Origin of the sequence: Acinetobacter sp. 1000160 (genome assembly GCF_000588715.1) — a bacterium.
Taxonomy (GTDB): domain Bacteria; phylum Pseudomonadota; class Gammaproteobacteria; order Pseudomonadales; family Moraxellaceae; genus Acinetobacter; species Acinetobacter courvalinii.
Map to the genome: position 1 here is coordinate 99,229 of NZ_JFWP02000003.1, position 15,036 is coordinate 114,264.

The following is a 15,036-nucleotide window of genomic DNA, read 5'->3' on the forward strand; positions in this document are numbered from 1 at the left end:
ATGAACAATATATTGAAATCCATGTTTAACACAGAGCAAGAGTTGGACTCAGCAATTGCAGATCTTACGCTTGGCGCATCAAAGTGGGCGGCAATGGGGATAAAGGAACGTATCACTTTGCTCCAAAGGACACATCGTACTGTTGCAGAAGCGGCAGAAGATTGGGCATTGGCAGCAATTGAAGCAAAGGGCATTAACGACGAACAAATGGATGGCGAGGAATGGATGGCTGGTCCTTATGCAACCCTTAATGGATTGGCGGCTGTTATTGAAAGTCTAACGAAAATTGCTAATGGCATGTCGCCAGCACTTGGGCTAAAAACTCGTCAGGTTTGTGGTAATAGGACAGCATTTACAATGCTTCCTGGAAACTTGTATGAAGCCAATCTCTTTCATGGATTTAAAGGTGAAATTTGGCTTAAGCCTGGAATAAGTGCAGAAGAGGCAAGGAAGCTTGCTGGTTTGGGAGCTAAGCGTCTAGGAGAAAATGGAGGAGTTGGTTTAGTACTAGGTGCCGGTAATGTATCTTCAATAGGTCCTTTAGATGTCCTTTATGAGTTGATCGCCTATAACCGAGTGAGTGTACTTAAGTTGAATCCAACATTCGCTGGACTAACTGCGGCTTATGAGTCTGCATTTTCCCCCCTAATCAAGGCTGGTTTTCTGCGTATCGTAAATGGTGGGGCCGATGTTGGACAGTATCTTACTGGCCACTCAGGTATTAACCATATACATATTACTGGCAGTAGCGTCACTCACGATATGATCGTTTGGGGATCTGTGACAGATAAATCTGGCGAGCCAAAGCTGAATAAATCGATTACAAGTGAGCTTGGTGGTGTTTCACCAATTATCGTTGTCCCAGGAGACTGGGATGAGGATGACTTGCGATATCAGGCTGAACATGTGGCGACACAGAGATTTCATAACTGTGGTCATAACTGTATTGGTGGGCAGGCCCTTATTATTTCTGCTGACTGGAAACATAAAGAGGCTTTCCTCACTGAAATCCGTCGTGTCATTAATGAATTGCCCTCAAAAGCTTCTTGGTACCCTGGCACTGAACGTAAAATTCAAGCTGCTGAAAATGCCTATCCAAATGCTGAGCATATCAACGGACGTATCTTGTTGAAAGTCGATAGTTCAACCTCGCAGGAAGCATTAACAACTGAGTATTTCGGACCAGTTTTAGCTCATATCGAACTTACTGGTGAAGGAATAGAATTTCTAAAAACAGCAGTTGAGTTTTCTAATAATGAGCTGGACGGTACTTTAGGTGCCAGCATCATTGTTGCTCCTGAAGATCGCAAAATAATGGGGTCAGCATTTGAACTTGCAATAGCAGACCTACGTTATGGAACTATTGGGATAAATGTTTGGAGTGCGATTGGTTTCCTTATACCAGCACTTTCATGGGGGGCTTATCCTGGAAATACACTCGATAATGTCGGCTCAGGAATAGGGTTTGTTCATAATTCACATCTTTTAAAAAATATTGAACGAAGCGTGATAACTGGACCATTTAGGCCTTTTCCTAGGTCTGTAGCCAAAGGGGAAATAGCTCTATCGCCTAAACCTGCTTGGTTTGTTACGGCGAAGACTGCTAAGAGTGTGGCACAGCATCTCACCCGTTTTGCAGCTGATCCAAGTTTGGGCAAGCTTCCAGGAATTTTTAGTCAGGCTTTTCGCGCCTGATTTCTATCCCCATATAATTGAGTATAAGACATGATTTATTCTAGTAAGTATCCATCGGTCAATATTCCAGAAGGTGACATCTATACTGAGATTCTTGGAACATTAACTCCTCAGGATTTTGATCGAGTAGCCGTGACTGACGGCATTACAGAACTGACATATGGCGATCTGAAATTAAGTGCGGATGCATTCGCCGGTGCGCTTGCTGCACGTGGTATTAAACAGGGTGATGTTATTGCTATGCAGGTGCCTAACAGCCCTGCATTTGTCATTGCTTTTTTTGGTATTCTACGAGCAGGGGCAACTGTCACAACAGTAAATTTAATGTACTCACCACAAGAAGTGGCCAGACAACTCAAAGACTCAAATGCAAAGGCCTATGTCACTAATGCAATGACTTTATCTTGTGCTTTATTATCGAGTGCTGAAGCAGGTATCGCGAAAGATAAGATAATCGTTCTTGATGGTGCTGAAGGCCATTCATCAATGAAAGAATTACTTGCACAGGGATTGCCTGCGCCTATAATTAATTTAGAACCAACCCATTCTTTAGCTGTTTTACCTTATTCATCTGGTACCACGGGTTTAGCAAAAGGCGTGATGTTGTCTCACCGTAACCTAGTAGCAAATATTGTACAGGGTGCTGTAGGAATCAATGTCAACCAGAATGATAAAGTTATGGCTGTATTACCGTTTTATCATATATACGGTATGAATATGATTATGAATCTGACTTTATATCGAAGAGGGACTTTAGTTACTTTATCGAAAATGGATCTTCCTGCATTTCTTGAATTGATCCAAAGTCAGAAGATCACGTATCTATATATTGCACCACCTATTGCTGTTGCTCTGGCTAAGCACCCAATGATAGATGAGTATGATTTATCCTCTGTTCGTTTGATTCTTACAGCGGCTGCGCCTATGGATGAGGCTTTAGGTAAAACACTGTTGAAACGTCTGTCAGTACCTATTGTTCAGGGTTTTGGAATGACGGAGCTCAGTCCTATTTCACATATTGCACCACCTGGCGATGACAGAATTTCAATAGGTTCTGTTGGTATCGTCCTGCCTAATATTGAGTTTAAAATTGTTGATGTCGAAACCGGTGAAGATGTACCAGAAGTTCCTGGAGGCCGTACTCTTTCAGGTGAAATGCTAATCCGCGGTCCAAATGTGATGCTAGGATATTTGGGCAATGAAAAGGCAACAGCCGCAACGATTACGGCTGATGGATGGTTACGAACAGGGGATATCGTCGAAGTAGGCCCCTATCAGGAAGTTTATATTGTTGATCGACTTAAAGAGTTAATTAAATATAAAGGGTATCAAGTAGCGCCAGCAGAATTAGAGGCACTTTTACTCAGACATCCAGCTATTGCTGATGCGGCAGTTGTAGGACATCCAAATGAAGAAGCAGGAGAGATACCTCATGCATTCATCGTATTGCAAAAAGGGATAATTGCAACAAGCGACGAAATTATTAAATGGGTTGGAGAGCGTATAGCTCCTCATAAAAGAATTCGTATGATTGATTTTATTGATGCGATTCCTAAATCACCTGCAGGCAAGATTTTGCGGAAAGATCTTAAACCTGTGCAGTCAGCATCGGCTTAATTATCCAATATATTTTCTTGGCCAATGTAGATTGTCTTTATAATTTTTTAAACACACCATTCTTCAAAAATCTATGAGTTTGGTGTGTTTACTCGATTGAGTTTTACTTCAAAATGAAAAATTCTTCTCTATCGAATGGTGAAAATTTACCTATTTATTATGTCCTTTTACTATTAGATATAATGAATGAAAAAGGATATTCAAAGATTAATTTAATTAACCAATGTAGGCTGAACCAAGAAAAACTGAACGACACGGCGTCATATATTTCATTTAGACAATGGTATTGTCTTGTGGAGGAATGTTTAAGATTAGCTGGTGACGTTGGGTTGGGATATGAGTTTGGACTTCGATTTCGATTGACTGCTATTGGACCATTAGGTTTTGCAATTTCGAGTAGCGCAAACCTAAAACAGGCGATTGAGTTGGCTGTTCAATTCTTCAATTTACATTTAAAAAGTTGTCGAATTGATTTCAAAGTGAATACGGAAAAATCTAAAATTCAGATTCAAGGCTGCAATACCAAAAGAGATAAGGGATTTGAACAGCAAATAAAGATCAGACATTTCTTATTTGAAAGTTTGATTACGGGCTATGTGAATTCTTCAATTTTTCTAGCGAAACAGGCTAAAAATGATGTAGACATTGCAGTCGAATGGTCTGAGCCAGCTTACCATCAAGTTTACGGAAAGCATTTGCCAAAAATTCATTTCAATCATCATCGTACTTTTATTAATTACAACACTGTTTCTATATTGGCGCCTTTACCTATGGCCGATTCGTTTGCTTGTCAAAAGTTTCTTAAAGAACATGAAAAAACATGAGGTTTTTAATATATACGTTATAAATCAATAAAAAACAGAATAACTGATTTGAACAAGATTCTATCTCACTAGTAAGATTATCAGTGAAACATCTGAGACAATATCCTCAAATAACTTAAGCTTTTCTTAATTTAATTGATTAATTGTTTAAATCTTAATTCCTATTTTAATTAACTAAAGATGAATAAAGAACTGATAATACTAAAAATTTAAAATATTTTTTATAAATTATAGGTGCTTGTTGCTTAATTAAATATCCTATTCTTTTTTAGTATTGAGCAGTATTTTTGTTAAGAGTGAATTGCAAATAAAAAATATCATTGTGCTGTTCCAATAGATCTAATCTAAAAATTTTTTTAGTCATAACTTGTAAGTATACATGTATTTAGAGGTGGTTGTTAAGATTCATAAAATAGATAGATATTATTGTTTAAATTAAATTAATAAAATAATTTTGGTGGTAAATCATTATAATTGTGTGAAATATAAAGTATTTTTTATTATTTCAATTGTTTTGTTGTGCAATAAAGGATCAGTTGGTAAATTTAAACTAATAATTTTTAACAAATAAATTTACTTTATAATTTTTTTATTTATTATTTGTTCTAATTCCAAATAATTTAAAGGAAATTATTTGGAATTTTTTTACTAAAATATTGGAAAATTCATGTTAAATATAACTAAATATATAATGGCCATAAGTGCTTTTTTTATAGCATCTAGTAGTTACGCAGCGAGTGCTTTAGATGTATCACCAATTTGTAAAACAGTCGGTAAAGATCTTGATAGTTTTATAAGTAGAGGGTCACATTGTCTAATGTCAGAACAGCGAGAAATAGCTTTAACTGATGCACAAGGGCTGAATGTTGGTACGGCAAAAGTTACTGCATATGTTTATTCTGATAATCCAAAAAATGCGTTAACCTGGACTTATAAATATAAATTACGTACTCAAATTATTGGAAAGCCTGGTGAATCTGTAAAAGTACGTCCGGAATTATATTGTTATGAATGTACTGTAAAAACTGTATATGGTAATCCTATTAATTTAGTTAATGGTTTATCTGCAGAGTCAACTACCACATTTACACCCTCAAAAGCATCTCTTGCAACATCAAATCCTTTATTTTTATCTCCCAGTGTTAGTTTTCAGGTTGCAAAAGTAAAAGAATCTTTTGATAATGCAGGTTATTTGGACCCAGGCCTTTATAATCCTAGTGTAAGATGTGATATTGGGAAGGCCAAATTAAACACACAGGGCTGTGTTTATCCCAATGCACCAGCGATTATGACCACAATTAAACTTACTGATCCTGATGTAGATGAATCTGCAAAGCATATTAAAGAAGCTTTTTTAGCAGGGAAACCGGGGGAGTTTATTGCTAGTGCACCAAACTCACTATTTAGAACGTCAAATTCGACACCTTTACATCGTCTTAGAGATGCTGGAACACGCAAAGAACATCGAGCCATTTCCGTCAAAAATTGTAAGGCAAAATATGGTCCAACTGTGGGTTCGAAATGCTTCTTTACAGGTGATTCTGATGAAGTTGCAACGGATTGCGATTGTGATGAATTTCCTTTTGCTGCGACAAAAGAAGGTGGAGCAGATGCTTCCGTGAAAAAGATTGATGCCTCTGATAATCGGAGAGCAGGTGCTCGTTTAGGTGCTTTTTTTAGTGCGGAAAGAGTGCTAGATGAAGATGAATTCTTTTTAAAAGTTGATTAATGACTCATTTAAAGAGGTAGCTCAAATCAGAGCTACCTCTTGGATTTATACTTATGCGTAAACTTCCCGTACCTGAAGATCTTCCATATGATCTGACCACGATTTATTATCGCCTTTTTATGCAGCTTCCTCTGGGGGAACTAAAGGATACTGTAAACTTAGAAATGGCACTTAATCAAGTAAATGCAACTGATATTCATGCTTTACAAGACTATCCAGTTCATAACATATCTGCTTACACCGGTTGGACTATTAATTCAGAATCAACTCAAGCTGCAAGTAAACAGCGACCAATATTAATCGATAACCTGTACTGCTGGGGATCGCAACTTTATCGTTCAGTGAACCCATATAAGCTGGATTTGAGTGGAAAAAATCTACTCAGAATTCCACAATATACAAAATTACCTGAATCTGTTGATGCTGTTATTGCAGAAGAAGATAAGCGTCTAGATATTTCTGATTATGATAATAAAAAAATTATAGCACCTGTATCTACAATGCAAGGCGTTATCCAGCAAGGCAGCGTAATTCAACAAGGTGATCTAATCTTAGCTAAAAATGAAAAAATTACACCAGAAAAATTGATTGCACTCAGACGCGCTGGAATTAAAGAAATCACAATTTATAAAAATCCACGGATTATGGTTGTGAGTATGCATTCCTTTGATGAGGAGCATTCATTTTGTGAAGAAAGCTTGTACGTTAAAGACGTATTGAAAACGTGGGGTTACGATAACGTTGAGATAAAGCGACTTAAGCCACAACGTTATGATTCAGCATACAATAGCCGTAAGAAAGAGAAAGACCCAACTTTAGATGAGACATTAACAACAGATTGGGAAAGTTATAATCGTTTTTTTGAAGAACATATTCCAAATTTTGATGTAATGATTATTTGTTCTCACAAGAATATTGGTGGTTCAGTATTTTCAATCGGTAGACTTACGACTTTTGATCCTGGCAGTATGCCCTCAAATTTCCAAACACGCTCTATCCCTGCTGCTGAAATGGGTATTATTAGAAGTATGCCTAGAGCGCCTGAACTACGTGAAATCGTACCGTTCATTGATGATCAAGGTAATTCTAGAGGCTCTAAGACCGTTATCACAGAAGATAAAACGACGATCATTAATCTACCTGGTGATATGCAAGACATTGCCTTACTTATGCATTTCATGGTGAAGTATATCCTAAATAAATATGATCCAGATTTTCTCAACAAAATATTTATAAAAGGTCGTACTAAACAAATAATTGAAACAGATCCTGTTCAAAAGAGACTAGTATGGGGCAAATATCAACTTCATGATGATGGTCAGTATGACTTAGAGATAGTTGAAAAGCAGCATGCTTATCAAATAGAACCTTTTCTGGTTGCAAACTGTATTGTTATTGTTCCTTTTTCAGAACAACCAATCCAAGGTGATGAAAATGTTTATTTTATAAAAATTGACTAACTTTATATTGAATTTAGGATAATTAAAAAAACCATAACTAATACAGTTATGGTTTTTTACTCGCAAGGTAATAAGTGGAGCTCAATAATTCGTAATAATCATTATAGCCGCTTTGAAATAAGTGATTTAAACGCCCTAAAAGATTTTACCTAATCTCACTATAACTTTTTTTTGCTCATGCCATTTATAATTTTCTATTCAGTAGTATATAACAATCATTATTGATGGAAATACTGAGCCCAATCAGCTATTAAACCTTTACATTATTTTAAGATAAGCTCCACGTAGGTATGAGGCTTTTACTTCATCTCTGAGTTTGTGGACAAGAACATGCTCACAAACTTCTCTAGGATAATCTGTCTTATCAGCAGACTAGTCACGGAAAGTAGATCGAAAGCCATGCGCCTTAATGACACGGTTTTGTTTAGGGTCAAAATAGCCTAAGCCTTTTTCATTAAGCTTCTACTTATGCATATGTTTGAATATTGTAGTTAATAACATATCAGAAAACATCTCACCATTTCGTGGAGCAGAGATGATGAAATCTTGTGCTTGAGAATACTCTTGAATTGACTTAAGCAAAGCACTTGATTCTCTAGACAAAGGCATACGAGGTTCCTTTTCTCTCTTAAATGTTATCGATCAAAAATTTTAAACCATCTAAAAAGTACAAAAGGGTAATGGGTCAAGATTGGGTAAACTTGAGCTATATAAAAATAAAATATAAATAAAACAAAACGTTATTAATCTATTTCAACTGACGCCATCTCCACCAAAATTCTTTATAAAAAAGCCACTTATTTTAAGTGGCTTTTTTATTGAAGGGGCTTTTGACAGGTTCAGTTTGTCTGTAATTTTCCCATCTCTATTTTCATGCATCCATAAGCATGATGGTTACAATTACAAGTTTTTCACCTAAAAAATTTCTATGTATTAATAGCTTTGAAGCTTTGATTTAATCCAATAATCTAAACTGAAATATCGACCTCCATCCAGTACCATTAGCGCAATCAGCATAATTAAATACGTCACCGCAAATTCAACACCATTATTCAGAACCACGAATGAACCGCTAGATGTGAGCCAATCATAATTGCCATAGGCCATTAAAATTTCCTGGGCTTTTTCTAATTTCTCAGCTGAGGCCAATACTTGAGCATTGGCAAAAGGTGCATGTGGATCGGCAATCGCTTGCCAGCCATTTGGCAAATGGACAGTAAAAATGGCGACGAGCATGGTGATGATCAACGGAATACTTATAAAGCGAGTGAATAAACCGAGTGCCAGTAGAACGGCACCTGCGATCTCAGCTGACGTTGCCAAAGCTGCCATAAAATGAGGAAAGGGCATGGCTAACCCCCAATCTGGGTTACCAAACCATTCCACTGTATCTTGAAAATGTATCAGCTTATTTGTGCCAGCCATCCAAAAAATAGGCGTTAAATAACAACGCAAGGCAAGTGCTGCGATGCCATCTGTATGTTGAAGGATAGTACAAATGTTTTGATAGTGCTGAGGGAGAGAATGCAAAAAGTTCTTCATGATAACTTCACACCGGATGAGATTGAATAATCATTAGTCGGGTGAGGGTTCAGTTTCTTACAAAAACTTTTTTTATTTGCACTGTAATAAATTGAGAGTTGCGCCGTCTAACTTTATGTACCTCTGTACAAAACGAGTATTTACCTTAAAAAGGAATAGAAAAATGAGCAAACTTAATTCGATGACATCAGTTGCAGCATTATTGGCATTATCTGTCGCTGGCGTAACCCAAGTGGCTGTTGCAGCAACGACAACGACGACAGAGGCCCATGCAAGCAAAGCTGCTGATGGAAAATGTGGTGAAGCGAAATGTGGAGCCAATAAAGCCAAACAACAGCAAAAATCTGCTGAAGCTAAATGCGGTGCAGCAAAAAAAGCAGCAGACGCGAAATGTGGTGCAGCAAAAAAAGCAGCAGATGCAAAGTGTGGCGCAGATAAAAAAGTCGCTGATGGTAAGTGTGGCGCCAAATAATCCCATCAATCATGCATGATGTCGGTCTAGAACTTGGATCGGCATCATTCTAATCATAGGAGTTTCACTATGACTGAATTGGCTGGTGTAGGTCTAGGCTTAAGAAGAGAGTTTATTGATGCTTTTTTAAATGCTGAAATCCATCCGGATTTTATCGAAGTTGCTCCTGAAAACTGGATGGGTTTTGGTGGTCGGCATGCCAAACTTTTAGCTCAATGTGTGGAGAAAGCTCCCTTAATCTGTCATGGACTATCTTTATCGATTGGAGGGCCTCATCCCCTTAATCTTGAATTTATTCAGCAAATTAAGGTTTTTTTGCAACGCTATCAGGTCATGACTTATTCAGAGCATTTGAGTTATACCCATGATGGTGGCTATTTATATGATTTATTACCGATTCCAATGACTGAAGCTGCTGTAAATTATGTGGCAGAGCGTATTTTACAGATACAGGATATTTTAGGCAGAAGACTGGTTATTGAAAATGTTTCCACTTATTTGATGCCGAACGCAGAAATGCGTGAAGCTGAATTTATATGTGAAGTGTTGTTAAAAGCAGATTGTGAATTGCTGCTAGACATTAATAATGTCTATGTGAATAGTATTAATCATGGCGGTGATGCTTATGCTTTTATTGACGTAATGCCTAAAGATCGGATTCGTTACTTGCATGTCGCAGGCCATGAACAAGTGGAAAAAAATCTATTGATTGATACGCATGGTACTGCAATTAGTGATCCGGTTTGGCAGCTCCTGCAATATAGCTACCAAGTTTGTGGGGTTAAGCCGACCTTACTGGAACGTGATTTTAATATTCCATCTTGGGCACAATTACAAAGTGAGTTGAGCCAAATCAAAATCATGCAGCAACAGGGGAGTCGCGATGAAGGCAAAACAAATATCCTTTCACACAACGCAACGACAGTTTTGTGATTGGATTCGTAATCCAGAATTACAGCCACCACAAAACTTTGCTGTAAATCGCATGCAGGTCTATCGTGATTTGCTATTTAATAATGTATGTTCATTTATTAATTTGGTTTTTCCTGTCGCACAGGCGATGTTAACAAAACAGCAATGGCAGCAATTATTGGTAGAGTTTTTCGAGAAATCACAATCCCAGTCGCCCTTCTACAATGACATTTCCTTGCAGTTTAGAGAATATCTCAACGCACAGCAGCATCCGGTATTACAGCAATATCCATGGTTAGCCGAGTTATTACAGTATGAGTGGTTAGAATTATATCTAGACACCGTAGAAATTGAATCTCCAGTTTTGGCTCAGGATCATGATTGGCAATTAACGACGCAAATCTGGGTGCTGGCTTATCAATATCCGGTTTATCAATGGACAACCGCAATGACACCCGCTTTGGTAGAACCCATACCCAGTGCAATTATGGTCTGGCGAGATGAGTTGGATCGAGTACGATTTGAAGTTTTATCGCCTTTATTTGCTGTATTGATAGAACAACTCAGTCAAAAAGGATGGATGCAACTCGATTTAGAGCATGGGATTAAATCCTTGCTGCCTGATTTATCTCTGCAAGAGCTTCAAATACAACTTTGTGAGTTAAAAGCTTTATTAACTCGGTTAAGATTAATTCATGTTCCCCATAATAATGATGAGATACCGGGATGAGTTCTGCTTCAGCACATCACAATGAGAGATTTTTAGATCAGGTGCATAATCCTGCTTTTTTGCAAGATCTAAGACAACAAATGATTAAATTTGCTGTTCTACAGCTTTCATCATTGCCACAGGCAGAAGACGTCGTGCAGGAAGCATTGGCAAGCGCATTTCAACACTTAGATTCTTTTACAGGCCGTGCTGCTTTTAAAACTTGGATTTTTGCAATTTTAAAAAATAAGATCATTGATCTGATCAGGCAAAAATCACGTTTGGTTAGTATGAGTGAGCTCTTTAAAGATGAGGAAAGTGAACTCAGCATTCATGCCTTATTTGATGCTTCAGGTCATTGGCATAAATATGAAGCTCCACACGCCTGGTTAGGTCCAGAAGAAATGATGGAACAACAAGATTTCTGGATTATTTTTGATGCGTGTCTTAATCATTTACCTGCCAAATATGCACAAGTATTCATGCTGCGCGAAGTGATTGAACTAAATTCCAGTGAAATATGTGAGAAGCTTGAACTGACAGTGTCACATTTTAATGTACTGATGTATCGCAGCCGAACTCGACTGCGAGAATGCCTAGAAAATAAATGGTTATTGCAGGAGGATTGCTCATGTTGACCTGTCGTCAAGCCACGCAACTGTTATCTGAAAAGCAAGATAGGGCATTGTTGTTGCGAGAGCAGAGCAATTTACAGCTGCATTTATTGACCTGCCGTTCATGCCGCCGTTATGGAAAGCAGATAAAGACTTTATCTCAACTTTCAAAAGAATTTAAAAAATTTGATCAATGATTTATTTCATTTTATAACTTTGACCCATTATATCTCTGGTCTGAGCTTGTTATTTTTAGCTAGAAAAATAGTTGCAAGATAAGCCTATGTTTTTAATCGTTTTATATTAAGATGAATAATTGTAAATTAGGCTTCACATAAACTTCATATCGAATTTTCTACAATGATAAATATAAAAAGAGATGGGTCAGGAAGAATCAATGTTTAAGTTTTTTCTGGGATGGGTGGATAGTTGGTCCTTAAATAACGCTTCTAGATTAAAAGAAGGGTCAGGTGCTCATATCAATAAAGATACGAAAATCCAATGGGTGAGAATTCTTCCTTTTATCTTATTACATCTTGCTTGCTTCGCAGTATTCTGGGTGGGCATTTCTTGGTTCGCTGTCATTTTTATGCTGACCTTTTATCTGGTGAGAATGTTTGCAATTACCGCATTTTTTCATCGTTATTTATCCCATAAAACTTTTCAAACCTCACGACCAATACAATTTATATTTTTGCTTATAGGGACAATGAGTGCACAGCGAGGACCATTATGGTGGGCTGCACATCATCGTTATCATCATCGTTTTACCGATACGGCACAGGATCCTCATTCATCTACACACGGTTTCTGGTATAGCCATATCGGCTGGGTTTTAAATGAACAGAACGTTTCAACCCGTAAGGATGTGATTAAGGACTGGCTCAAGTTTCCGGAGATTGTCTGGCTCGATCGTTTTAGTTTGCCAGTGGTGCTAATAACTGCCTTTATCATTTATTTATTGGGCGAATGGTTGGCTGTATCCCATCCCGGTTCTGGGACCTCGGGACCGCAACTATTGGTCTGGGGATTCGTTATATCAACTGTACTCTTGATTCATGCAACCTTGTGCATTAATTCGCTTGCGCATTTATATGGCAGTAGAGATTTTGATACACCAGATAACAGTCGAAATAACCTTTTTTTATCAATCCTCACCTTAGGGGAGGGTTGGCATAATAACCATCATTATTATGCAGGTAGTGCCAGACAAGGTTTTTTTTGGTGGCAAATTGATATGACTTATTATGGTTTAAAGCTTATGTCCTGGTGTGGTCTGGTCTGGGGCATAAAGCATGTACCTCCCAGGATTTATGCGGCCTGCAAAAAAACTAAACACATTCTTAAAATCAATCCAGTAAAAATTCAGAGTAAGGAATCCTCATGAAAATTGCAATTGTTGGCTCTGGTATCGCAGGGCTATATGCGGCATGGAAACTCTCGCAAGAGCATGAGGTCACTTTGTTTGAAAAAGAAAATTATTTTGGTGGACATACCGACACCCATGCGTTGTGGATTGATCATCAAAATGTCGCTGTTGATAGCGGATTTATTGTTTTTAACGGCGTTAATTATCCATTATTCAGTGCAATGCTGAACGAGTTGGAAGTAAGCACACAGCAAAGTGATATGAGTTTTTCTGTGAATAATCAAGTGACAGGACTACAGTACAATCCTTCAAAAAAATGGTCATTATTGGTTCGGCCACAAAATTTTATCAATCAAAACTTTCGGGTGATGCTATCGGATTTATTCCGATTTTATCGAGAAAATAAAGAGATTGATATCGAAGAGCAGGGCGCTGATCTATCGATTGAAGCATATTTGGATCAGCATGGTTATTCAAAGGTCTTTAGAGAGGAACATTTATATCCGATGTGCGGTGCGCTTTGGTCAAGCCCTGTCGATCAGGTAGGGAATATTCCCTATAAATTCGTGGTAAGTTTTTTTCAACATCACCGGATGTTGCAAATAAAAGACAGACCGCAATGGCAAACGGTCAAAGGTGGCTCAGCTTCTTATATCCGAGCAATTCAAAAAGCATGTCCGTCGATCATTTGGAAAAAAGCAGGTGTTCAGAATGTAGTACGTGAAGCGCACACGGTCACGGTAATCACTGATCAGGAGAAGGAGATTTTTGACTGGGTTATTTTTGCTACCCATGCGGATGACACTTTAAGACTGTTGAGTGATGCTTCAGATATAGAGCGTGAAATCTTAGGATGTTTTAACTATCAAGATAACCATATGGTTGTGCATAACGATCAGTCCATTATGCCCAAAGCACGTTCCCAGTGGGCAAGCTGGCATGTCCATGTCACCCCCCAATCTTCAACTGAACCCCAGTCACAGAGCGCAAAGGTCCATTTTGGTTTTACCTACTGGATGAATCGTTTGCAAAATTTAAGGTGCAAAACTCAGATTTTTTCTACCCTGAATCCGAATACTTCGATTGCCAAAGAAAAGATTTATATTGAGCGACATTATCGGCATCCTGTGTTTAATAAACATGCACTTGAGGCACAATCGCGCTGGAAAGAATTAAATGGCAAAAATCGAAGTTCTTTTTGCGGTGCCTATTGGGGCTGGGGCTTTCATGAGGACGGTGCTAGAAGTGCTGAACGTGTCGTAGAAGCTTTATCTGGTATTGATGAATAAACAGGGGAACTCAAATGCTTGCAGCTCCGCTCTCCATTGCAAAAGCCCAGATTAGACATCGACGGTTTCATCCGAAGGTGCATGATTTTCAATCTGTGCTTAGCTATTTGTGTTTTGATCCTGATCGCATGCATGAACAGCTTGAGCATTCATGGTTATGTTCAACATCACACTGGAGTGTGCTGAACCTTTATGAAAATGATTTTTTAAAGGGTTATACCGGAAGCATTCGAGAAAAAATAAATAAAATTGTGCTCCAGCAAGCCCATGTAAAGTTGCCCGAACAATCTGAAATCCGTGTATTGTCTTTACCCAGAACGATGGGCTTTAGCTTCAATTCTGTCATCTTTTACTTCGTATTTAACCGACAAAAACAACCCGTATTTATATTAAGTGAAATTACCAATACGCCTTGGAATGAACGGAAGGTGTATGTTCATGATTGTCAGGAAAAGTTACAACAACACGGCTCTTATCAGGGGTATGAATTTAAATTCGAGAAAAGTTTTCATGTGTCTCCATTTATGCCGATGGATATCCATTACGCATGGCGATTCAACTTTTCAGATACGCAAAATGTCATTTATATGCAGCTGTATCATTCAGACAAATTGATGTTTGATGCAACCATGCAGTTTTCGTTAACACACATCACACTTCCTTCACAACTCAATCATTATGCTATTTATCATCTCTTCGAACCTTTTAAGATGTTAGCTTCAATTTATATCCAGGCATTTCATCTGTGGCGAAAGAAGGTTCCATTTTATCGACACCCTAAAAAAGATAAGGATTTACAATAAA

General features: G+C 37.9%; 14 protein-coding genes and 1 pseudogene. 13 read left to right on the plus strand and 2 right to left on the minus strand.

From position 1 onward, the window contains the following. The 5 genes from J699_RS11825 to J699_RS11805 all read left to right on the plus strand — a co-directional run bounded on the left by J699_RS11825 (window position 1) and on the right by J699_RS11805 (window position 7,325). Window positions 1–1,695, plus strand: a complete 1,695-nt coding sequence (locus J699_RS11825) for an aldehyde dehydrogenase family protein (RefSeq protein WP_050441674.1) — start codon at window positions 1–3, stop codon at window positions 1,693–1,695. 30 nt (window positions 1,696–1,725) lie between these two features. Next, window positions 1,726–3,312 carry an AMP-binding protein gene (locus J699_RS11820; RefSeq protein ID WP_032867786.1) on the plus strand — a complete coding sequence of 529 codons (1,587 nt, stop codon included), beginning with the start codon at window positions 1,726–1,728 and terminating at the stop codon, window positions 3,310–3,312. Window positions 3,313–3,425: 113 nt separating this feature from the next. Further along, the gene (locus tag J699_RS11815; RefSeq protein WP_050441675.1) at window positions 3,426–4,136 is read left to right on the plus strand and encodes an AraC family transcriptional regulator ligand-binding domain-containing protein; all 711 of its coding nucleotides are present in this window, start codon (window positions 3,426–3,428) and stop codon (window positions 4,134–4,136) included. Between the two features lie 667 nt (window positions 4,137–4,803). After that, window positions 4,804–5,865, plus strand: coding sequence for a NucA/NucB deoxyribonuclease domain-containing protein (locus J699_RS11810; RefSeq protein WP_032867783.1), 1,062 nt, complete (start codon window positions 4,804–4,806; stop codon window positions 5,863–5,865). A 53-nt stretch (window positions 5,866–5,918) separates the two neighbouring features. Continuing rightward, window positions 5,919–7,325 carry a molybdenum cofactor biosysnthesis protein MoeA gene (locus J699_RS11805; protein WP_032867781.1) on the plus strand — a complete coding sequence of 469 codons (1,407 nt, stop codon included), beginning with the start codon at window positions 5,919–5,921 and terminating at the stop codon, window positions 7,323–7,325. A gap of 218 nt (window positions 7,326–7,543) precedes the next feature. On the opposite strand, the pseudogene J699_RS19775 reads toward J699_RS11805, so the two are convergent. Both J699_RS19775 and J699_RS11800 read right to left on the minus strand, forming a co-directional pair. Continuing rightward, window positions 7,544–7,955 (minus strand): annotated as a pseudogene (locus J699_RS19775) (integrase); the annotation flags it as partial. A 303-nt stretch (window positions 7,956–8,258) separates the two neighbouring features. Beyond that, window positions 8,259–8,867, minus strand: coding sequence for a DoxX family protein (locus J699_RS11800; RefSeq protein ID WP_032867778.1), 609 nt, complete (start codon window positions 8,865–8,867; stop codon window positions 8,259–8,261). A 163-nt stretch (window positions 8,868–9,030) separates the two neighbouring features. On the opposite strand from J699_RS11800, the gene J699_RS11795 reads away from it, so the two are divergent. From J699_RS11795 to J699_RS11760, 8 genes are all read left to right on the plus strand, one after another. Further along, complete coding sequence (locus J699_RS11795) at window positions 9,031–9,339, plus strand: hypothetical protein (protein ID WP_032867776.1); 309 nt, start codon at window positions 9,031–9,033, stop codon at window positions 9,337–9,339. 69 nt (window positions 9,340–9,408) lie between these two features. Next, on the plus strand, window positions 9,409–10,272 hold the full coding sequence (locus J699_RS11790; protein WP_032867774.1) for a DUF692 domain-containing protein: 864 nt from the start codon (window positions 9,409–9,411) through the stop codon (window positions 10,270–10,272). After that, window positions 10,223–10,981 (plus strand): DNA-binding domain-containing protein, encoded by a 759-nt coding sequence (locus tag J699_RS11785; RefSeq protein ID WP_005229121.1) that lies wholly within the window; start codon window positions 10,223–10,225, stop codon window positions 10,979–10,981. The genes J699_RS11790 and J699_RS11785 overlap by 50 nt, the downstream gene beginning before the upstream one ends. Next, window positions 10,978–11,598, plus strand: coding sequence for an RNA polymerase factor sigma-70 (locus J699_RS11780; protein ID WP_032867772.1), 621 nt, complete (start codon window positions 10,978–10,980; stop codon window positions 11,596–11,598). Before J699_RS11785 ends, J699_RS11780 begins: the two co-directional genes overlap by 4 nt. After that, window positions 11,592–11,771: a zf-HC2 domain-containing protein gene (locus J699_RS11775; protein ID WP_005229125.1), complete on the plus strand. Its 180-nt coding sequence runs from the start codon at window positions 11,592–11,594 to the stop codon at window positions 11,769–11,771. Before J699_RS11780 ends, J699_RS11775 begins: the two co-directional genes overlap by 7 nt. A gap of 200 nt (window positions 11,772–11,971) precedes the next feature. After that, the gene (locus J699_RS11770; protein ID WP_032867770.1) at window positions 11,972–12,961 is read left to right on the plus strand and encodes an acyl-CoA desaturase; all 990 of its coding nucleotides are present in this window, start codon (window positions 11,972–11,974) and stop codon (window positions 12,959–12,961) included. Beyond that, on the plus strand, window positions 12,958–14,232 hold the full coding sequence (locus J699_RS11765; RefSeq protein WP_032867768.1) for an NAD(P)/FAD-dependent oxidoreductase: 1,275 nt from the start codon (window positions 12,958–12,960) through the stop codon (window positions 14,230–14,232). Before J699_RS11770 ends, J699_RS11765 begins: the two co-directional genes overlap by 4 nt. A gap of 14 nt (window positions 14,233–14,246) precedes the next feature. Further along, entirely contained in the window at window positions 14,247–15,035 is a 789-nt protein-coding gene (locus J699_RS11760; RefSeq protein WP_032867766.1) for a DUF1365 domain-containing protein, read from the plus strand. Window position 15,036: the final 1 nt, after the last annotated feature.

Coding starts and splice junctions, on each gene's coding strand:
- J699_RS11825 (WP_050441674.1), top strand. CDS start 1: ATGAACAATATATTGAAATCCATGTTTAACACAGAGCAAGAGTTGGAC.
- J699_RS11820 (WP_032867786.1), top strand. CDS start 1,726: ATGATTTATTCTAGTAAGTATCCATCGGTCAATATTCCAGAAGGTGAC.
- J699_RS11815 (WP_050441675.1), top strand. CDS start 3,426: ATGAAAAATTCTTCTCTATCGAATGGTGAAAATTTACCTATTTATTAT.
- J699_RS11810 (WP_032867783.1), top strand. CDS start 4,804: ATGTTAAATATAACTAAATATATAATGGCCATAAGTGCTTTTTTTATA.
- J699_RS11805 (WP_032867781.1), top strand. CDS start 5,919: ATGCGTAAACTTCCCGTACCTGAAGATCTTCCATATGATCTGACCACG.
- J699_RS11800 (WP_032867778.1), bottom strand. CDS start 8,867: ATGAAGAACTTTTTGCATTCTCTCCCTCAGCACTATCAAAACATTTGT.
- J699_RS11795 (WP_032867776.1), top strand. CDS start 9,031: ATGAGCAAACTTAATTCGATGACATCAGTTGCAGCATTATTGGCATTA.
- J699_RS11790 (WP_032867774.1), top strand. CDS start 9,409: ATGACTGAATTGGCTGGTGTAGGTCTAGGCTTAAGAAGAGAGTTTATT.
- J699_RS11785 (WP_005229121.1), top strand. CDS start 10,223: ATGAAGGCAAAACAAATATCCTTTCACACAACGCAACGACAGTTTTGT.
- J699_RS11780 (WP_032867772.1), top strand. CDS start 10,978: ATGAGTTCTGCTTCAGCACATCACAATGAGAGATTTTTAGATCAGGTG.
- J699_RS11775 (WP_005229125.1), top strand. CDS start 11,592: ATGTTGACCTGTCGTCAAGCCACGCAACTGTTATCTGAAAAGCAAGAT.
- J699_RS11770 (WP_032867770.1), top strand. CDS start 11,972: ATGTTTAAGTTTTTTCTGGGATGGGTGGATAGTTGGTCCTTAAATAAC.
- J699_RS11765 (WP_032867768.1), top strand. CDS start 12,958: ATGAAAATTGCAATTGTTGGCTCTGGTATCGCAGGGCTATATGCGGCA.
- J699_RS11760 (WP_032867766.1), top strand. CDS start 14,247: ATGCTTGCAGCTCCGCTCTCCATTGCAAAAGCCCAGATTAGACATCGA.